General features: G+C 39.3%; 20 protein-coding genes. 8 read left to right on the top strand and 12 right to left on the bottom strand.

The annotated features are described in order from the left end of the window. Nucleotides 1-9: 9 nt before the first annotated feature. Nucleotides 10-717 carry an N-acetyltransferase gene (locus AY601_RS21240; protein WP_068404892.1) on the bottom strand — a complete coding sequence of 236 codons (708 nt, stop codon included), beginning with the start codon at nt 715-717 and terminating at the stop codon, nt 10-12. Between the two features lie 565 nt (nt 718-1,282). Here AY601_RS21240 and AY601_RS21235 point away from each other — a divergent pair. The 4 genes from AY601_RS21235 (at nt 1,283) to AY601_RS21220 (ending at nt 4,935) form a co-directional block, all read left to right on the top strand. Next, the gene (locus tag AY601_RS21235) at nt 1,283-2,431 is read left to right on the top strand and encodes a M28 family metallopeptidase (protein WP_068404890.1); all 1,149 of its coding nucleotides are present in this window, start codon (nt 1,283-1,285) and stop codon (nt 2,429-2,431) included. A gap of 124 nt (nt 2,432-2,555) precedes the next feature. Beyond that, nucleotides 2,556-3,632, top strand: coding sequence for an NADPH dehydrogenase NamA (gene namA, locus AY601_RS21230; protein ID WP_068404888.1), 1,077 nt, complete (start codon nt 2,556-2,558; stop codon nt 3,630-3,632). A gap of 301 nt (nt 3,633-3,933) precedes the next feature. Beyond that, nucleotides 3,934-4,239, top strand: coding sequence for a YbaB/EbfC family nucleoid-associated protein (locus AY601_RS21225; RefSeq protein ID WP_068404886.1), 306 nt, complete (start codon nt 3,934-3,936; stop codon nt 4,237-4,239). 18 nt (nt 4,240-4,257) lie between these two features. Continuing rightward, complete coding sequence (locus tag AY601_RS21220) at nt 4,258-4,935, top strand: metal-dependent hydrolase (RefSeq protein ID WP_068404884.1); 678 nt, start codon at nt 4,258-4,260, stop codon at nt 4,933-4,935. Between the two features lie 99 nt (nt 4,936-5,034). Here AY601_RS21220 and polA read toward each other — a convergent pair whose 3' ends face one another. The 6 genes from polA to trmB all read right to left on the bottom strand — a co-directional run bounded on the left by polA (nt 5,035) and on the right by trmB (nt 10,588). Continuing rightward, the gene (polA, locus tag AY601_RS21215; RefSeq protein ID WP_068404882.1) at nt 5,035-7,848 is read right to left on the bottom strand and encodes a DNA polymerase I; all 2,814 of its coding nucleotides are present in this window, start codon (nt 7,846-7,848) and stop codon (nt 5,035-5,037) included. A 107-nt stretch (nt 7,849-7,955) separates the two neighbouring features. Next, entirely contained in the window at nt 7,956-8,651 is a 696-nt protein-coding gene (locus AY601_RS21210) for a type II CAAX prenyl endopeptidase Rce1 family protein (protein WP_068404879.1), read from the bottom strand. Then, complete coding sequence (locus AY601_RS21205; protein ID WP_068404876.1) at nt 8,652-9,215, bottom strand: DNA-3-methyladenine glycosylase I; 564 nt, start codon at nt 9,213-9,215, stop codon at nt 8,652-8,654. It abuts the gene before it with no gap. 7 nt (nt 9,216-9,222) lie between these two features. Beyond that, entirely contained in the window at nt 9,223-9,564 is a 342-nt protein-coding gene (locus tag AY601_RS21200; protein ID WP_041882030.1) for a carboxymuconolactone decarboxylase family protein, read from the bottom strand. A gap of 47 nt (nt 9,565-9,611) precedes the next feature. Further along, the gene (locus tag AY601_RS21195; RefSeq protein ID WP_068404874.1) at nt 9,612-9,938 is read right to left on the bottom strand and encodes an MGMT family protein; all 327 of its coding nucleotides are present in this window, start codon (nt 9,936-9,938) and stop codon (nt 9,612-9,614) included. Next, complete coding sequence (gene trmB, locus AY601_RS21190) at nt 9,938-10,588, bottom strand: tRNA (guanosine(46)-N7)-methyltransferase TrmB (RefSeq protein WP_068404872.1); 651 nt, start codon at nt 10,586-10,588, stop codon at nt 9,938-9,940. The genes AY601_RS21195 and trmB overlap by 1 nt, the downstream gene beginning before the upstream one ends. 118 nt (nt 10,589-10,706) lie before the next feature. On the opposite strand from trmB, the gene fcl reads away from it, so the two are divergent. Together fcl and AY601_RS21180 are read left to right on the top strand one after the other, a co-directional pair. Beyond that, the gene (gene fcl / locus AY601_RS21185) at nt 10,707-11,636 is read left to right on the top strand and encodes a GDP-L-fucose synthase (protein WP_068404871.1); all 930 of its coding nucleotides are present in this window, start codon (nt 10,707-10,709) and stop codon (nt 11,634-11,636) included. Between the two features lie 67 nt (nt 11,637-11,703). Continuing rightward, nucleotides 11,704-12,636 (top strand): hydrogen peroxide-inducible genes activator, encoded by a 933-nt coding sequence (locus AY601_RS21180; RefSeq protein WP_068404869.1) that lies wholly within the window; start codon nt 11,704-11,706, stop codon nt 12,634-12,636. A 55-nt stretch (nt 12,637-12,691) separates the two neighbouring features. On the opposite strand, the gene AY601_RS21175 is transcribed toward AY601_RS21180, so the two are convergent. The 3 genes from AY601_RS21175 to AY601_RS21165 all read right to left on the bottom strand — a co-directional run bounded on the left by AY601_RS21175 (nt 12,692) and on the right by AY601_RS21165 (nt 14,192). Continuing rightward, nucleotides 12,692-13,297 carry a superoxide dismutase gene (locus AY601_RS21175; protein ID WP_068404867.1) on the bottom strand — a complete coding sequence of 202 codons (606 nt, stop codon included), beginning with the start codon at nt 13,295-13,297 and terminating at the stop codon, nt 12,692-12,694. 80 nt (nt 13,298-13,377) lie between these two features. Next, the gene (locus AY601_RS21170; RefSeq protein ID WP_068404865.1) at nt 13,378-13,851 is read right to left on the bottom strand and encodes a nucleoside deaminase; all 474 of its coding nucleotides are present in this window, start codon (nt 13,849-13,851) and stop codon (nt 13,378-13,380) included. A gap of 5 nt (nt 13,852-13,856) precedes the next feature. Beyond that, a complete protein-coding gene (locus AY601_RS21165; RefSeq protein ID WP_068404862.1) occupies nt 13,857-14,192 on the bottom strand; it encodes a tRNA-binding protein in 336 nt (111 codons plus the stop codon). Between the two features lie 90 nt (nt 14,193-14,282). Here AY601_RS21165 and AY601_RS21160 point away from each other — a divergent pair, with 90 nt between their 5' ends. Next, nucleotides 14,283-15,470 (top strand): class I SAM-dependent rRNA methyltransferase, encoded by a 1,188-nt coding sequence (locus AY601_RS21160; RefSeq protein ID WP_068404860.1) that lies wholly within the window; start codon nt 14,283-14,285, stop codon nt 15,468-15,470. An 83-nt stretch (nt 15,471-15,553) separates the two neighbouring features. Continuing rightward, nucleotides 15,554-16,465, top strand: coding sequence for a bestrophin family protein (locus AY601_RS21155; RefSeq protein WP_068404858.1), 912 nt, complete (start codon nt 15,554-15,556; stop codon nt 16,463-16,465). Nucleotides 16,466-16,468: 3 nt separating this feature from the next. On the opposite strand, the gene AY601_RS21150 is transcribed toward AY601_RS21155, so the two are convergent. Together AY601_RS21150 and AY601_RS21145 are read right to left on the bottom strand one after the other, a co-directional pair. Then, nucleotides 16,469-17,524, bottom strand: a complete 1,056-nt coding sequence (locus AY601_RS21150; RefSeq protein ID WP_068404856.1) for a nucleoid-associated protein — start codon at nt 17,522-17,524, stop codon at nt 16,469-16,471. 44 nt (nt 17,525-17,568) lie between these two features. After that, a complete protein-coding gene (locus AY601_RS21145) occupies nt 17,569-18,351 on the bottom strand; it encodes a TerC family protein (RefSeq protein ID WP_068404853.1) in 783 nt (260 codons plus the stop codon). Nucleotides 18,352-18,361 lie beyond the last annotated feature (10 nt).

Here is an 18,361-nt window from a genome sequence, read left to right as displayed (position 1 = left end):
TAGTTGTTATTATTTAAAAAATAGGACTGATTGGTGTAAGAATGATTTTAAGCTTCCTTTGTCATCTGATGATTTTGGCTTAAGCACTAATCTTTGCTTGATGCGCATAAAACGTTCGTATAATTTAGGTTTGCGCTCTAATTCTTCGGCAAATTTCTTTGCTACATCATGTTTCTGCGTTGCTGGGTCGTAAAGCATCGCTGTACACATACAGTTTTTACGGTCTTTGCTTTTCAGGATCTCAAAGTTCACGCAGCTTTGACAGCCTTTCCAGAATTCTTCATCTTGTGAAAGTTCTGAATAAGTTACAGGTTCATAACCCAGGTCGGAGTTAATTTTCATCACGGCAAGCCCTGTCGTTAATCCAAAGATCTTTGCTTTAGGATATTTATGACGCGATAATTCGAAGATTTTGTATTTAATGGTGTGTGCAAGCCCCATTTTTCTGTATTTAGGACTGACTACCAAACCTGAATTAGCCACAAATTGCCCATGGCTCCATGTTTCAATATAACAGAACCCAGCCCAGGAGCCGTCTTTATGAAAAGCAATAACTGATTTACCCTCAGTCATCTTTCCTGCAACATATTCAGGCGAGCGTTTAGCGATACCTGTACCTCGTGCCTTAGCAGATTCAGCCATTTCTTCACAGATTTCTTCTGCAAAAACACGATGTTCAGGAAGTGCAACCTGCACTATAAAATCGTTTATATTCATTAATAGTTAACGAAAAAAAGATAAAATATTCTTATTAATTGGTTCTGAGGAGCTATAAAATTCTCAGGATTGAGTTAGAATTAACTCAAATACGGGGTGTATAATTTTGCCGGCTGGTTGTTACATAAATGACAGGCTCCAGACGTTCAATATATAAACTTCTCGCAGCAATGTTCTTTGCTGTTACGATTGAAAGTTTATGTATTATCTGTTTGATCATTTTCTGTATAATTCCCGCTTTAAAATATTAATGATGTAAAGGTTTAAATAAATTTCGAGTTGTGCAACAGGTTTTTTATTTTTTTACATTTAATCAACTCCTTGGACCTCATGAAGTCAACACTCAAAAATACGAGATAGCTGTTGATCATTAAGATTAAATTTTTGTTAAATTCAGGGAACGGAAATTACGAAAAACCAGGAGGATAACTAATTTATCCCCTAAGTTAGAGACAAAGTCACAATCACAATCCTGTAAATCTATTTTTAATTCAGATTGTATCTCTAAAATGCAAGATGTTTATTTATTTGTACGTTTATCCTCATAAGCTAACATCCCCTTTTTATGAAAAGACTCCTTTTCCTTCTTTTATTATCCTTTACATTTACCTCAATAACTTCTGCACAGGATTTACGCGCAGCCAGAAAAACGATAAACAAAATGGCTGCTCCCGATTTCTGGGGACGAGGCTACACCAAAGAAGGAATGGCAAAGGCCGCAGTTTACCTTTGTGATGAATTTAAAAAGGCTGGCCTGCAACCCATGGAAGGAAATGATTACAGACAGAACTTTTCTTACCCTGTGAATACTTTTCCGGGAAAAATGGACGTCGCAATCAATGGAAAAAAGCTGATCCCAGGTAAGGATTTCATTATTGAACCTTCAAGTCAGGGTATACATGGCAGTATGAAGCTGGAACAAAAAGACAGCATTTACAGGAACCGCGCACAACGGATGTTCGTTGTACTCAAAGACAAGCTCACCTGGAGTGTTGCACAAAAAGCGAATGACTATACCGTTATCGAAATCAATAAAAAAGCACTAACTACCAAACCAGACTCCATTACCGTGGACATTGACAACGAAGTTATCCCGGAATTTATAACCAGCAATATTTGTGGCGTGGTTAAAGGGACACAGCATCCCGATTCTATATTGATGCTAACCGCTCATTATGATCATTTAGGTGGCATGGGAGAGCACACATTTTTTCCGGGAGCCAATGACAATGCGAGCGGAATAGCCCTTTTATTAAATCTAGCCAGGTATTATGCTAAAAACCCTGCTCCTTATACTATAGCTTTCGTTTGTTTTGCTGGTGAAGAACCCGGACTTAAAGGCTCCTCTTATTTTACCACTTTCCCACCTATCCCGCTCTCCAGCATCAAATTCCTGATCAACGTGGATATGGTTGGAACCGGAGAAAAAGGGGTTACTGTAGTCAATGCAACTATCCTTCCGAAACAATTCGCCTTGCTGAATAAAATCAACAATCAGCAGCATTACCTCAGCAAAATTACGCCACGGAATAAAGCGGCCAACAGTGATCATTACTTCTTCACCGAAAAAGGTGTCCCAGCGTTCTTTATATACACTCAGGGTGGAATAAGTGCCTATCACGATGTGGATGACATTCCCGCAACCTTGCCCCTAACTGAATTTGCCGACTTATTTAAGCTATTTGTAAAATTTAATGCCGAATTGATGAAATGATATTGAAGATAGTCCGCTATCCGTATGTTCATTATCGATTTTCTGTCATATCTTTAATTGTGTCAATTTCCAAACTAACAAATTGACACAGTGATCGTTTATTTGCTAATAAATACATACATCAATGTCAATTTTACTATCTCCCTTAACTATAAAAAACATCACCCTGAAAAACAGGATTGTCGTGTCCCCAATGTGCCAGTATTCCGCAGAAGATGGTTATGCTAACGATTGGCATTTAGTCCATTTAGGCAGCCGTGCAGTTGGCGGAGCTGCTTTGATCATTCAGGAAGCGACTGCTGTTTCTCCGATCGGAAGAATTTCACCAGGTGATTTGGGAATCTGGTCTGATGGCCATGTTCCAGTATTGAAACGCATCACTTCTTTTATTCATCAACAAGGCTCTGTAGCTGGTATCCAGTTGGCACATGCTGGCAGAAAAGCAAGTTTTGATGTTCCATGGAATGGTGGTAAGCAAATCCTGGAGAAAGACGGGGGCTGGAAAACTGTTGCACCCAGTGCAATCCCTTTTCATGACCAGGACGAACCTCCTGTCGCTTTAACTGGTAGTGATATTGAAAAGATAAAAGCTGATTTTAAAGCGGCAACTTTAAGGAGTATAGAAGCTGGTTATCAGGTTATAGAAATCCATGCAGCCCATGGTTATCTCTTTCATCAGTTTTTCTCTCCGCTTAGCAATACACGTACCGATGAATATGGCGGAAGTTTTGAAAACAGAATTCGTCTTTTAATAGAGGTTGTGGATATTGTGCGTGAGGTATGGACGACTGAAAAGCCCTTATTTGTTCGTATTTCTGCCACTGACTGGGCCGAAAAAGGCTGGTCTCCTGAAGATTCAATTCAACTGTCTGCTATACTGAAAACAAAAGACGTAGATCTGATTGACTGTTCATCGGGCGGAAATATCCACTATCAGGAAATCCCGCTCTTCCCTGGCTATCAGGTACAGTTTTCGGATTCAATCCGAAAAGAAACAGGCATATTAACTGGTGCAGTTGGTCTGATTACCGAAGCAAAACAGGCAGAAGAAATCCTGCAGGAAGGAAAAGCTGACCTGATTCTTTTAGCGAGAGAACTCTTAAGAGATGCTTATTTCCCACTACATGCTGCTTTTGAATTGGATGATGAAATCAAATGGCCTGATCAATATGTACGTGCTAAACCAAGAAAAAAGAGTTAACCCCTTAATTCCATTTCAGCAAGCAGCTTGCCTGCTTGCACTATAAATTCATCTATAGTATTTATCCTTTCAATCTTTGGTTGTTCTAAAGGATTAAAATTATAAATAACCATAAAAAAGCTCAATGGGACTCTCTTTAGTAGCCAGATGCAAATTCTCTTCTGAAATCTTGATTTTCGAAAGTATCCCAATAGGTTGTGCCATATAATCTCCTTAAAGCAATAGTTATGCCTTGCTCTATTTTTAAGCTGTTTCTAAACCAATTTGTCTTAATTTTGTTCTTTCATAAAACAAGATAATTATGTTCGATAAATTAATGGCTGCTCAGCAAATGGCTGAAGAAATAAAAAAACGTTTAGACACTGTTTACGTTCATGCAGAAGTTGAAAGTGGTGCAATTAAAGTTACTTCAACAGCAAATAAAACAATCACAGCGATAGAAATCGATGAAGAATTCTTTAAACAAGCTGACAAAGAAGAAATTGAAGAACTACTATTAACGGCCATCAATAAAGTGCTGCAACAAGCTGAAACTGTTAATGCGACCGAAATGCAAGCGGCTACCCAGGATATGCTTGGTGGTTTAGGCGGAATGTTCGGTCAATAATATTAAATACAAATAAAGATGAAATACACTTATTACGGACAATCCTGCTTCCTTTTAGAAGCTGATGGAAAGAAGTTTCTATTTGATCCATTTATTACACATAATGCACTTGCCTCAGCTGTAGATATTTCAAAGATAGAGGCAGATTATATCCTGGTAAGTCATGGACATGGTGACCATGTGGCCGATCTTGCTCTTTTAGGGAAACAAACTGGTGCGGTAATTATTGCCATGCCTGAAGTTGCTGCATGGGCAGAAAAACAAGGCCTGACTAATATCCACCAAATGAACTATGGCTCTGCGAAATTTGACTTCGGAAAAGTACGCATGGTTTGGGCAACACATTCAAGTTCAATGCCTGATGGTAGCTATGGCGGAAATCCTGCAGGATTCGTACTGGAAACCGGAGGAAAAACGATCTATTATGCAGGTGATACTTCGCTGAATCTTGACATGAAGATTCTTGCTGAATTGTATAGTTTAGATTATGCGATCCTGCCAATTGGTGGTAACTACACGATGGATGTGGATGACGCTTTAATTGCAACTAAGTACATTAATTGCAGCAAGGTGATCGGTGTTCATTATAACACATTCCCTGCCATTGAGATTGATACGAAGGATGCAGTTGAGAAATTTGAGAGAGAAGGCAAAGTGTTATTGTTACCGGAAATAGGGGAAACAATTCAACTTTAAGACAGGTTATTGACCGCAGCGTCAATACCTACCAAAGAAAAACCCGGCACCCTGTTTTGAGAAACAGGATGCCGGGTTTTTTATAGTAAAAAATCCTTCTTAGTGTGCTTCCAGCCAGGTATTTCCTTCTCCGATTTCGATTTCGATAGGTACAGTTGTTTTGATGGCAGTCTTCATCCGGTGCGTGATAATTTTCTTCATCGCATCAACTTCAGATTTCAACACATCAAACACCAGCTCATCATGCACTTGCATGGTCATTTTAGACTGTAGCTTCTGATCTTTAATATCCTGATGAATATGAATCATTGCAATCTTGATCATATCAGCGGCTGATCCCTGTATTGGTGCATTAATTGCATTTCGTTCTGCAAAACCACGAACAGTCTGATTAGCCGAATTGATATCTCTTAAATATCTTCTTCTACCCATCATCGTTTCCACAAAGCCATTTTCACGCGCAAAGTTCATGGTATCCGTCATATATCTTTTGATACCAGGATACTGTGCAAAGTACTGCTCGATCATCTCCGCAGCTTCTTTTCTCGGTATACCCAGATTCTGAGACAAACCAAAAGCCGACTGTCCGTAAATAATACCGAAATTTACTGCTTTCGCGTTCCGGCGCTGCGTAGAATCAACTTCCTCAATAGTAATTCCGTAAACCTTGGCCGCTGTTGCCGTGTGAATATCAATTCCTTTGCTAAAAGCATCCAGCATGTTTTCTTCTTTACTGATATCAGCAATGATACGAAGCTCTATCTGCGAATAATCTGCCGAAAGCAGTACATGATCTGTATCTCTTGCAATAAATGCCTTACGGACTTCCCTGCCACGCTCTGTACGGATAGGAATGTTCTGAAGATTAGGGTTATTTGAACTTAATCTTCCTGTAGCCGCCACAGCTTGGTTATAACTGGTATGTACACGGCCTGTTTTGGGGTTAACCAATAAAGGAAGTGCGTCCACATAAGTCGATTTTAACTTTTGCAGCTGACGGAAATCAAGAATATCTTTTACAATATCACTTTTATGCGCCAGCGCGGATAAAACATCTTCTCCGGTTTGATATTGACCTGTTTTTGTCTTTTTTGCTTTAGGATCCAGCTTCAGTTTATCAAAAAGAACTTCTCCCAATTGTTTTGGAGAAGCCAGGTTGAATACTACACCCGCTTTATCATAAACACTTTGCTCAAACCTGCGGATATCAACTTCCAGCTCTTTAGAATAGCTGATCAAAGTTTCCATATCAATTCTAACCCCTTCTTTTTCCATATCCGCAAGGACATAAACCAGTGGGTTTTCGATATTGGTGATTAGTTCTTCTGCATTCAGATCTTTCAATATTGGCTTGAAAACGTGGGCAAGCTGTAAAGTAACGTCAGCATCTTCTGCTGCGTAATCTACTACACTTTCTACAGGCACATCTCTCATCGTTCCCTGGTTTTTTCCTTTCGGGCCAATCAGCGTAGTAATAGAGATTGGTGTGTAACCCAGGTAGTTTTCTGAAAGCACATCCATATTGTGACGTGTATCAGGATCTATCAGGTAATGTGCCAGCATGGTATCAAATAATTTTCCTTTGATATCTACGCCATACCATTTAAGCACTAAAATATCATATTTAATGTTCTGGCCGGTCTTCCCTATTTTCTCATTTTCCAATACCGGTCTGAATTCATCAACAACTGCTTGCGCTTCTGCCTGATCTGCCGAAACAGGAATATACCATGCCTTTCCAACCTCAATACAGAAAGAAAGCCCAACAAGTTCTGCTCTGTTCGCATCTATGCCGGTCGTTTCCGTATCAAATGAGACACTTTCCTGCTGAAGCAGTAAATCAATTAATACTTTTCTTTTCTCTGCGGTATCTACCAGCTGATAATCAGGTTTAGTATCTGCAATCGTTTTTCCTACCGGAGGCTGCTCAAATAAATTAGGTAATTGTTCAAAGGTTTTGGTTTTACTAACTGGTTCATCTACCGAATTACCGAATAAATCAGTTTGCTGTGATACGTTTGCTTTCGCGTCCCCGATACTGAAACCGTCTCCGAATACTCTTTTACCTAAAGTACGGAACTCTAATTCCGCAAAAAGAGGCTCTAATAATTCCCGGCTTGGTTCTTCTAACAATAAAGATTGTTCATCAAACTCAACAGGAACATTCAGAATAATAGTCGCTAATTTTTTAGAGATCATCCCCTGATCAGCAAATGCAATTACGTTTTCACGCTGTTTACCCTTCAACTGTTCTGCATTGGCAATAATGTTCTCCATAGAACCATATTGTTTAATCAGCAGTTTTGCAGTTTTCTCCCCTATTCCCGGTATTCCAGGAATATTATCGACAGCATCTCCCCATAAACCAAGAATATCAATGACCTGTAATACATTTTCTATTTCCCATTTCGCAAGGACTTCAGGAACACCGATGATCTCCATGTCATTGCCCATTCTGGCTGGTTTGTAAATAAATATATGATCAGAAACCAACTGTGCAAAATCTTTATCAGGCGTCATACAGAAAACTGTAAATCCTGCTTTTTCGGCTTCTTTAGCCAATGTTCCTATAATATCATCTGCTTCAAAACCATCCTTTGTAATCACAGGGATGTTAAAGCCTTCAATCAATTTAAAGATATAAGGTAAAGCTGCAGATAAATCTTCTGGCATGCTTTCGCGATGTGCCTTGTAAGCAACAAAATCAGTATGTCTTTCTGTAGGTGCATCTGTATCAAAAACTACTGCAATATGACTTGGTTTTTCCTTTTTAAGGACTTCCATTAAAGTATTGGCAAAGCCCATTACTGCGGAGGTGTTGATACCGGTAGAGGTAAATCTAGGGCTTTTACTTAATGCAAAATGCGCTCTGTAGATCAACGCCATACCGTCAAGCAGGAAAAGTTTCTTCATTAGTATATATTTATATTTTTATCAATATTGAACGCTGTCAGCTACGCTACAGGTTATCTGCCCAAAGTTAACATCTGAACATGAGCTAACCTAATTTGCGATTATTTTTAGTATTTGGACAGAAATAAAAGTACAGGAAAGAAATTATACATTGCATGAAGTGCAAAGGAATATTTAAGGCCGTAATTCATCCGGGTATAACCCAAAACAAGCCCAACAGCTAACTGAGGTAAAGTATACAATATCCCTAAAGGTAATAAGCCGATCCCCTTTTCATAATTACTGAGGTGTACCAGCGAAAAACAAATCGCGGTCAGGTGAAAATGCCATGGGAAAATCCGCTTCCAGAATTCAAACTTTAAAGTGATACTCCGGGCCAGGTTGTAACGGTAAACAAAATATAAAATGATAAAAATAATAGGGCTGACCAGATAGGCCCAATCTGTTTGAATGAGCGCACTTAAAAATGCTCCACAACTCAAGGCAATAAAAGCAATACTGGCCGTAAAACGTCTTAACTGCGCCCTGAAAAGAAGTTCTTCGGATAATGGTGCCCAAACTACAGCCATTATAAAGAGCAAAATCTTTGACATTTTTTTATGGTCCATTACAGATGGCCCAGGATCAGGGATCAGTTTCAGCCCAATTAACATTCCTGTAAACATCCCGCAGCCAATGCCCATTACAATACAGATGAAAGCCAGTTTCAGTAATAAATTAAAAGGCTTATCCACCTTTTCAGGGATTCTGACCAGGTAGGGACGCTTCAGGTAATTTGTTAAATCATCAACGAGCCCCAGCATTTAGCGTGCAATACAGCCCTCAATATGATCGTTAACCATTCCTGTAGCCTGCATATGCGCATAACAAATCGTTGTTCCGAAAAACTTGAAACCCCGTTTTTTCATATCACTGCTAATCGCGTCAGATATTTCTGTTCTTGCCGGAACCTCTCCCAGAGATTTGAAATGATTGACAACAGGTTTATGGTCTGGCAAAAATCCCAGGATATAGTTGGAGAAAGAACCAAACTCTTTTTGTATTGTTATAAATAGCTGTGCATTTTTAATGGCAGAATTGACTTTAAGCTTATTTCTGATGATTCCAGTATCATTCATTAACCGCTCTGCATCGGCCTGTGTAAAAGCCGCAACCTTTTGTACATCGAAGTCAGCAAATGCCGCACGATAGCCTTCGCGTCTGCGCAGAATTGTAATCCAGCTTAAACCAGCCTGCGCTCCTTCCAGGATCAGGAATTCAAATAAAACCTGATCATCGTAAACAGGCTTACCCCATTCTTCATCATGATATTTTATATACAAAGGGTCTGTTCCACACCAGCCACATCTTTTCACTTCTGTGCTCATGTGCTGATTACATGCTTAATTCATCCCAATACTCTACCGCCCGGCGATAATGCGGGATAACAATAGAACCGCCAACCAAATTAGCGATCATAAATACTTCATTAATTTCTGCATCATTCACACCTGCATCAAAGCATTTTTCTAAATGATACTTGATACAGTCATCACAGCGCAAAACCATGGAAGCCACTAAACCCATCATTTCTTTACTTTTCACATCCAGTGCTCCGGCAGCGTAGGTTGTGGTATCCAGTGCAAAGAAACGCTTAATGTTTGTGTTGGCAGTTTCCATGATTCTATCGTTCATCTTTGAACGGTAGTCATTAAATTCTTCTACTAGTTTACCCATATCATATTTAAATAGCTGGTTATAGCATTTGTATTGTCCTTAACTGGTTACAGTTCTAATGCAGGATCCCAAAAATGGGTTTTAAAGTCCTTTATCTTATCCTGTTCTATGACCAGTCCTTCATTCTCTAATAATTCCTGCATCAGTTCCGGCGTGGAAAAATGAAATTTTCCAGTAAGCAAACCTTTATGGTTTACCACCCTGTGAGCAGGTACAGGAGGTAATGCATCATGGGCATGGTTCATCGCATAGCCTACTAAACGGGAAGATTTTCCAGCTCCCAGTGCTTTAGCAATTGCGCCGTAAGAGGTCACTCTCCCTTTTGGGATTAACCTCACTACTTCATAAACCTGCTCATAAAATGATTGCTCCATTAGTCCAGAGAAAATTGAATGTAATTTATGTTTTTATCTTGTTTTAAATAGATTCTTTCATAATGTGTTTTGATCTTTAATACTTCATCATAGAATTCTGAAGTATACAAATGATCAGTCTTTTTATAACAAGGCAGGTTCAGTTCTTCAACTTTTTCAACTGTATAAGCATACAAGCCGTCATTATCGGTCTTTAAATTAATCTTACCGCCTGGTTTTAAAAAGCCCTTATACTTGTTCAGAAACCCCGGAAAAGTTAGCCTTTTCTTTTCCCTGCTGTCCTGTGGCTGCGGATCGGGAAAAGTAATCCAGATTTCGTCCACTTCATTTTCACCAAAATAGGCGGCAATGTCCTCAATCTGTATTCTTAAAAACGCCAGGTTATTGATGTTTTCATCTACTCCGGTTCTTGCACCTCTCCAGATACGGTTCCCTTTTAAATCTATGCCTATAAAATTCTTCTCCGGGAAAAACTTAGCCATATTCACTGAATATTCTCCTTTACCACAAGCCAGTTCCAATACTACCGGATTGTCGTTTTTAAAATGCTGCACTGCCCATTTGCCCTGAAGCGCCATTCCTTCCTCCATCTGATAGACATTCGGGAAGGTATCAATTTCAGCAAATTTCCTTAACTTATCTTTACCCACTATTATTATTTTTTTTGCAAAAATACAATTTAATCTTTTCAGCGCCTGTTTAATTTTAGATGCATGGTTATGCTCAACTGTAATTCGTATTTTTGCAGGAACATTACTTCAGAACAAATTGGAAAAGAGCGCAAAAATTTATATCGCAGGCCATCGTGGGATGGTAGGGTCAGCTATTCACCGTAAATTGCTGAGTGAAGGTTATACAAACCTGGTTACCCGGACTTCTTCAGAATTAGACCTGCGTAACCAGCAGGCCGTAACAGACTTTTTTGCAAAGGAAAAACCAGACTATGTATTCCTTGCTGCTGCAAAAGTAGGCGGAATTATCGCGAACAACACTTACAGAGCCGATTTTCTCTATGAGAACTTATCAATCCAGAATAATGTGATTCATCAGGCTTATGAAACAGGGGTCAAAAAATTGATGTTCCTGGGTTCAAGCTGTATCTATCCGAAATTAGCTCCGCAGCCCTTAAAAGAGGAATATCTTTTAACAGGTTTGCTGGAAGAGACTAATGAACCTTATGCAATCGCCAAAATTGCGGGTATCAAATTATGCGATGCTTACCGTGCTCAGTATAATTGCAATTTCATTTCAGTCATGCCAACTAATTTATACGGTTATAATGACAATTACCATCCTCAGAACTCCCATGTGCTCCCTGCTTTAATCCGCAAGTTTCATGAGGCAAAAGTTAACGGGACACCAGAAGTCGTAGTCTGGGGATCTGGCTCACCGATGCGCGAATTCTTATTTGCTGATGACCTGGCCAATGCTTGTTATTTCCTGATGCAAAATTATAATGAGCCTCACCTGATCAATATAGGTACCGGAGAGGATTTAACGATCAAAGACCTGGCACTGCTGGTCAAAAAAGTAACTGGCTTTGAAGGCGCACTTACTTTTGACAGCACTAAACCCGATGGTACTCCCCGCAAATTAATGGATGTCTCGAAATTACATAGCCTTGGATGGAAGCATCAGGTTGAACTGGAAGAAGGAATCCACCTCGCTTATCAGGATTTTCTGGCCAAACATATTTAGTCAATTTTAGCTGACCGTCATATAACTAAAGTTTATACATTTGTAAAAGAAAATAAACTTTAGCTATATGACCTTAGTTCAACTAGAATATATTGTAGCTGTAGATACTTACAGAAGCTTTGTTGGCGCAGCTGAAAAGTGCTTTGTAACCCAGCCAACGCTGAGTATGCAGGTACAAAAGCTGGAAGAAATGTTGAATGTTAAAATATTTGACAGAAGTAAACAACCTGTTATTCCTACAGAAATTGGCTCTCAAATTATTGAGCAGGCACGCCTGATTCTTCAGGAAAGCCAAAAAGTCAAAGAAATCATCAGCAGTCAGCAACAGGATATTGTTGGCGAACTTAAAGTAGGCATCATTCCTACTGTAGCCCCTTATCTGTTACCACAGGTCATTGCCTCCATGATGGAAAAATATCCCGACTTAAAGCTATTGATCTGGGAATATACCACCGAAGATATTATTCATCATCTTAAAACCGGCGTACTGGATTGTGGGATACTAGCGACCCCACTTGGTGATAACTCAATCACAGAAATCCCAATGTACTACGAGAATTTCGTGACCTACATTAGTAAAAACAGTAAGCTCTTCAAAAAGAAAAATATTGATGCGAATGATCTGGAAGATGAAAACATCTGGTTGTTGAACGAAGGCCACTGTATGCGTTCCCAAGTGCTGAATATTTGCAGGTCTACCAAAGATAACCGCTTACAGGGTTTAACTTATAATACCGGAAGTGTGGAAACGCTGATCCGTATGGTAGACATGAACAATGGTGCTACTTTATTGCCTGAACTGGCTTTAGCGGAACTAACCCCTAAACAACTGAGTAAAGTAAGGACATTTAAATCTCCTGAACCTGTTCGTGAGATTAGTTTGGTAACCCATAAGAATTACATCAAGAAAAGGATGCTGAATGCGCTTAAAGAAGAGATTCTGGCCGTCATTCCAAAGGCAATGAAGCAAAAGAAGAAAAAAGATATTGTAGGAATTTAAATTAAAAAAGGGCATAACCTCAGTCATGCCCTTTTTATTTAGGTTTCTTTAAAGCTTACGCTTTTTTGAAACGTTCAGCAACTGCATCCCAATTTACTACATTCCAGAATGCAGCGATATAATCAGGACGTTTGTTTTGATATTTTAAGTAATAAGCATGTTCCCAAACATCCATTCCTAAGATTGGAGTACCTTTAACTTCAGCAACATCCATTAATGGATTATCCTGGTTAGGTGTAGAAGAAACAACTAATTTACGGTCAGCACCAACGCTTAACCAAGCCCATCCAGAACCAAAACGTGTAGCACCAGCTTCAGCGAATTTAGTTTTGAAATCAGCGAAAGAACCGAAAGCAGCTTTGATCGCTTCAGCTAATTCACCTGTTGGCTCACCACCTTTATTGTGTCCCATAACTTCCCAGAACAAAGAGTGGTTAAAGTGACCACCACCATTGTTTCTTACTGCTGCAGGAAACTTAGAGATGTTTTTAACGATTTCTTCCAAACTTTGAGAAGCTTCAGGTTTACCTTCTAAAGCTTTATTTAAATTAGTAACGTAAGCCTGGTGATGTTTATCATGGTGAATTTCCATGGTAGTTTTATCGATATGCGGTTCTAATGCATCTGTTGCGTAAGGTAACGCAGGTAATTCAAAAGCCATATTATTGTATATTTAAGTTTAAAAATTAATGGTCCACAAAGATAACATTCGAGGTTAAGTATTGTTCAGTATTTTGTCATTTACCCTCGTTTGTTCTCAAAGAAACGCTTCATCAACTGCGCACATTCCAGTGCCAGCACCCCTTTTTGTGTAATCGTTTTTGGATGCAGCAAATTAGCATTTTTACTCGTAAATCCACGCTTCTCTTCCGAAGCCCCGTAAACAATCCTGCTGATCTGCGTCCAGTAAGCAGCACCAGCACACATCACACAAGGCTCTACAGTTACATAAAGCGTACAATCCTTCAAATACTTGCCACCCAATGTTAAACTTGCTGCCGTAAACGCCTGCATCTCGGCATGCGCAGTAACATCATTTAGCTGCTCAGTAAGGTTATGTCCGCGTCCAACGATCCTGCCCTTACAAACAACTATAGCCCCGATCGGAATTTCTTCCTGATCAAAAGCTAATTGCGCTTCCTGCAAAGCAAGACGCATATAGTGCTCATCTTCTTGTGGCAGATCCTTTTCTTCAGAAAAATTATAATAACTCATTTATTTTAACACAATTTACTGCCATTGGGTACTTTTCCCAGCAACGTTGTCAATACAATACTTCCATCCTCATCCGCAAATCCAGTAACCAGAAACTCAGACATAAACTTGCCAATTTGTTTTTTAGGAAAGTTCACCACGCCAACAATTTGTTTACCAACAAGTTCTTCTTTAGTATAGTGGGCGGTGATCTGCGCACTGCTCATTTTCTGCCCGTATTCGCCAAAATCCACCTTTACTTTATAAGCCGGTTTTCGGGCTTCAGGGAAATCCAGGACTTCTAAAATTGTGCCTGCTCTTAATTCGACCTTCTCAAAATCATTCCAGTCAATAGTTTCCATATTAGCTCTCGTATTTGTACACCGATAAAATTACGAATCTTCAGCTTATAATGCCCTATGTTCACTATTGCTTTTTGTTACCTTTGTAACATGATTGATGTTGTACTTAAAAAAGGCAAAGAAAAAGCCGTCCACCAAAAACACCCCTGGGTATTTTCAGGAGCTATAGATAAAGTTAAAGGTAGTCCATTGAATGGAGAGGTTGTTAAGGTTCTTGCTGCCGACCAGTCCTTTTTAGCTTATGGCTATTATAACGGCCAATCACGCGTAGCAGTGCGTTTATTGGAATGGGAAGAAGACAACATTATTGACAAGGCCTGGTATGAAGTGAGATTGAAAAACGCGATTGCTTCGCGCACGCACTTATTGAGCGATCAACAAACAAACACCTGTCGTTTAGTATTTAGTGAGGCCGATTACCTGCCCGGATTGATCGTTGATAAATATGCTGACTACCTTTCTTTGCAAATTCTAAGTGCAGGAATGGAAAATGTTAAAGCAGAGCTGATTGAGCTTTTAATTGCAGCATTAAATCCAATCGGGATCTTTGATAAAAGTGATGCCAATGCACGCACACACGAAAACCTGGAAGTTTCACAAGGCTTACTTTGGGGAGAAACCCCACCAGAGTTTATCGAAGTCAAAGAAAATGGCGTTCGCTATCATATCAATATTGCTGACGGACAGAAATCTGGTTTTTACTGCGATCAGCGTGACAACCGTGAAATTCTTGCAGCTTATACCAAAGATAAAGAAGTACTGGATTGCTTCTGTTACAGTGGAGGGTTCACGCTGAATAGCTTAAAACATGGCGCTAAACATGTAACTAGTGTAGACAGTTCAGCGCTGGCTATGGAAACCTTAAAACATAACCTTGGTTTAAACGGCTTTATGGAGCATCAGCAAACCAGCGTACAGTCTGACGTAAATAAACAACTCCGCGTTTTTAAAGAAGATGGGAAACTATTTGACGTGATCGTACTTGACCCACCCAAATATGCACCTTCAAGATCTGCTTTAGACAGAGCTGCGCGCGCTTATAAAGACTTAAATAGATTAGGGATGCTATTGCTTAAAAAAGGTGGTATACTGGCTACTTATTCTTGTTCGGGCGCGGTTGATCTGGAAACTTTCAAACAGATTATTGCATGGGCAGCATTAGACGCTGGCAGAGAAGTACAAATTATCAAACAATTCCATCAACCAGAAGACCACCCGGTAAGAATTTCGTTTCCAGAAGGAGAATATCTTAAAGGTTTATTATTGAGGGTATTGTAATAAAAATAAAAGTATTTTATTCATAGGGGTAGCAAACAAATTTGCGTTTTGTTTGTAGATTAGACAAAACGCAAATTTCCCGAATGCTAATAGTAAAAAATATCCGGTTAAGCCGTATTCTGAGGAATACCTGGCAAATAGACCTTATCATGATCTTTTCCTGCACAGGGGCGTATCTAACCAGAGCGTTCCTGATTAAACATAATTTTGTGGTCCCAGCTATCATTCCTACCGTTTTAGGTACCGCGATAGCTTTTTTTATTGGATTTAATAATAACCAGGCCTACGACCGATGGTGGGAAGCCCGTAAAATATGGGGCGCTTTAGTCAATGATTCCAGATCATGGGCCAGAAGTGTAATCACCTATATCTCCCAAAATGAGATCAGCAACCAGGAATTTAAAGCATTAACAGATAGAATGGTCCGCCGCCATATTGGTTTCCTTTATGCGCTGAAAGCTAAGTTGAGAGATGCGGTTGATGAAAATTATCAGCAATACCTGGATGAGGCCGATCTGAAAGAAATCAATCTCCACAGTAACGTACACAATGCCATTTTAACCTTGCAATCCAGAGATCTGCAAAAATTGAGTAAAGATGGAATGATTGATGGCTTTCGTTTTATGGAGCTGAACAAGCTCCTGGTTAATTTCTCCGATCACATGGGAAGAGCTGAACGGATTAAAAATACTGTTTTCCCGACCACTTATAATTATTTCACCAAAGTCTTTATCTGGTTATTCGTGGTTTCGCTGACCCTGGTGATTAGTCATGAAGCAGGCGTATGGGCTATTTTTATTGGCTGGCTGGTCGGTTTTGTCTTTGTATCTACGCAGATCAACGGAATGAGCCTGATCGATCCTTTCGAGAATAACTCATCTTCAGTACCACTAAACCAGATTACAAGAACTATAGAGATTAACTTGCTGGAAATGATCGGCGCAGAAAAGATTCCCGCGCCAGTCAAGCCCATCAATGATGAATATATCTTGTAAATCTTATTCTTCTTCTTTAAAATAAACTTTGTAGTAGTTCATGGATTTATCATCGTCGAAACCCTTTTCGATGAGTTCTTTATTGCCATGAATATAGATATGGAAGTTTTTATCCAGTTTCAGTACGCTTTTAAATGCTTTAGCCTGTTTTTTAACTGCAGCTCCTGAGATATCAAAACTATCAGCTATAGGAGTTTCAAACTCATCCTCATAGCTCTTTTTATAGTTTTTGAAAGATTCGATCCCTTCTTTATTCCCGATAACTTCGTTAGAAAACTCGTCTATATCAAAACTTTCTTTCTCTTTGAAATACTTCATAGAACGGTTCAGCAGGTCTATCTTGTCTGCTTTGGTAACATCGTATTCCTGATCAAGTTTTTCAGTTACAAAGCTTTTATATACACCTAATACATTCTTGGTTTGATTGTAATTATCATTGCGGACTTTAAGCTTCAAAAACTCATCTTTCCAGTAAACCGCCTCATTGCTCTTATTGGTCTGATCGATAACCGCAACCTTATAACCTTCTTCTTTCTCCGTATTAAAAATAATGCAGCCCTTATCCAGTTTATTAATATTGATCGCATCTTCTTCGTAACTCAATGCAAAACCTGCTTGCTCAGGAGAAACTTTCAGATAAGTCTCTTTGGTTTCTGATTTGAAAATACCAATCGCATCATGCAGCTCACCCTCTATCTGTACATTCTCAAAATAAGCCACATATAGCTCACCTGCCTTAATTTTAGGATGATTAGAGGTATCGTACAGATATTTTGCCAGTTGCTCGCTATTCTTATGGAAATGCGCTCCATTTTCAAATACCTGTTCAACGAAATGATAAACTTCATTCAGGTTTAAGTCATCGTTCGGGTGAAAGAAACGAAAAATCTCATTCGTTTTTTCATAAGGACTTAAAAAATACTGGAGCAGCACGTTCTTCAAGTGCTCATCCTGAATTTGCATTGAGGCTTCAGATAATACATAAAACTCATCTTGTGCTTTATTGCCAATTCTATGTATAGAAAGCTCTGACAGAGAAGCTTCTGGGAAATAAATCATATACGCTGTAATTTTTAGCTTGGTTAACGAGTTGCAAAAATACTTTATTTTTCTTCTTTTGCGGTATTTCTAAGCTCCACAGGTTTCGTAGATTTCTTCTTCATTCTCAGGTTCAGCATCTCTACCAGTACAGAGAATGCCATTGCGAAATATATATATCCTTTAGGGATATGCTGGTCAAGACCTTCTGCCAATAACGAAACGCCGATTAACAACAGGAAGGAAAGTGCCAGCATTTTCACCGTAGGGTGATTATTCACAAAGTCACTGATTGCATTGGCAGAAACCATCATAATAATTACCGCTATAATTACCGCAGCAATCATAATTTCAACATGGTCTGCCATACCGATCGCCGTAATTACAGAATCTAAAGAGAAAACTATATCCAAAACAAGGATCTGGGCAATTACACCAGCAAAAGAATGTACTTTAACTTTTCCTTCCTCCTCCTCTTCTCCTTCTAATTTCAGGTGAATTTCATGGGTACTTTTATAGATTAAGAACATTCCTCCCAGGATCAGAATCAGATCGCGTCCTGAAATAGCCAGTTTCTCCAACCATTCTTTATTGTCCAGGCTAATCCATTCACCAACGTTAAATAAAGTAGCTGTCAGGCTCATTACCCAGCTTAATGATAAAAGTAATAATACACGGGTAATCATAGCCAGCCCCAGTCCTAATTGTCTGCCTTTTTTTTGCTGATGTGCAGGCAATTTCCCCGAAAGGATGGAAATGAACACAATATTGTCAATTCCCAGCACGATTTCTAAAATAGTCAGGGTTAACAGTGAGATCCAGGCTTCGGGTGTACTAAAGAATTCCATATATTAAACG

It is taken from the genome of Pedobacter cryoconitis (assembly GCF_001590605.1).
In the GTDB taxonomy this organism is placed as follows: domain Bacteria; phylum Bacteroidota; class Bacteroidia; order Sphingobacteriales; family Sphingobacteriaceae; genus Pedobacter; species Pedobacter cryoconitis_A.
Note: the sequence above shows the minus strand (reverse complement) of the source record. Positions and strands in the feature narration are given on the sequence as shown.

Coding starts and splice junctions, on each gene's coding strand:
- AY601_RS21240 (WP_068404892.1), bottom strand. CDS start 717: ATGAATATAAACGATTTTATAGTGCAGGTTGCACTTCCTGAACATCGT.
- AY601_RS21235 (WP_068404890.1), top strand. CDS start 1,283: ATGAAAAGACTCCTTTTCCTTCTTTTATTATCCTTTACATTTACCTCA.
- namA (WP_068404888.1), top strand. CDS start 2,556: ATGTCAATTTTACTATCTCCCTTAACTATAAAAAACATCACCCTGAAA.
- AY601_RS21225 (WP_068404886.1), top strand. CDS start 3,934: ATGTTCGATAAATTAATGGCTGCTCAGCAAATGGCTGAAGAAATAAAA.
- AY601_RS21220 (WP_068404884.1), top strand. CDS start 4,258: ATGAAATACACTTATTACGGACAATCCTGCTTCCTTTTAGAAGCTGAT.
- polA (WP_068404882.1), bottom strand. CDS start 7,848: ATGAAGAAACTTTTCCTGCTTGACGGTATGGCGTTGATCTACAGAGCG.
- AY601_RS21210 (WP_068404879.1), bottom strand. CDS start 8,651: ATGCTGGGGCTCGTTGATGATTTAACAAATTACCTGAAGCGTCCCTAC.
- AY601_RS21205 (WP_068404876.1), bottom strand. CDS start 9,215: ATGAGCACAGAAGTGAAAAGATGTGGCTGGTGTGGAACAGACCCTTTG.
- AY601_RS21200 (WP_041882030.1), bottom strand. CDS start 9,564: ATGGGTAAACTAGTAGAAGAATTTAATGACTACCGTTCAAAGATGAAC.
- AY601_RS21195 (WP_068404874.1), bottom strand. CDS start 9,938: ATGGAGCAATCATTTTATGAGCAGGTTTATGAAGTAGTGAGGTTAATC.
- AY601_RS21180 (WP_068404869.1), top strand. CDS start 11,704: ATGACCTTAGTTCAACTAGAATATATTGTAGCTGTAGATACTTACAGA.
- AY601_RS21175 (WP_068404867.1), bottom strand. CDS start 13,297: ATGGCTTTTGAATTACCTGCGTTACCTTACGCAACAGATGCATTAGAA.
- AY601_RS21170 (WP_068404865.1), bottom strand. CDS start 13,851: ATGAGTTATTATAATTTTTCTGAAGAAAAGGATCTGCCACAAGAAGAT.
- AY601_RS21165 (WP_068404862.1), bottom strand. CDS start 14,192: ATGGAAACTATTGACTGGAATGATTTTGAGAAGGTCGAATTAAGAGCA.
- AY601_RS21160 (WP_068404860.1), top strand. CDS start 14,283: ATGATTGATGTTGTACTTAAAAAAGGCAAAGAAAAAGCCGTCCACCAA.
- AY601_RS21155 (WP_068404858.1), top strand. CDS start 15,554: ATGCTAATAGTAAAAAATATCCGGTTAAGCCGTATTCTGAGGAATACC.
- AY601_RS21150 (WP_068404856.1), bottom strand. CDS start 17,524: ATGATTTATTTCCCAGAAGCTTCTCTGTCAGAGCTTTCTATACATAGA.
- AY601_RS21145 (WP_068404853.1), bottom strand. CDS start 18,351: ATGGAATTCTTTAGTACACCCGAAGCCTGGATCTCACTGTTAACCCTG.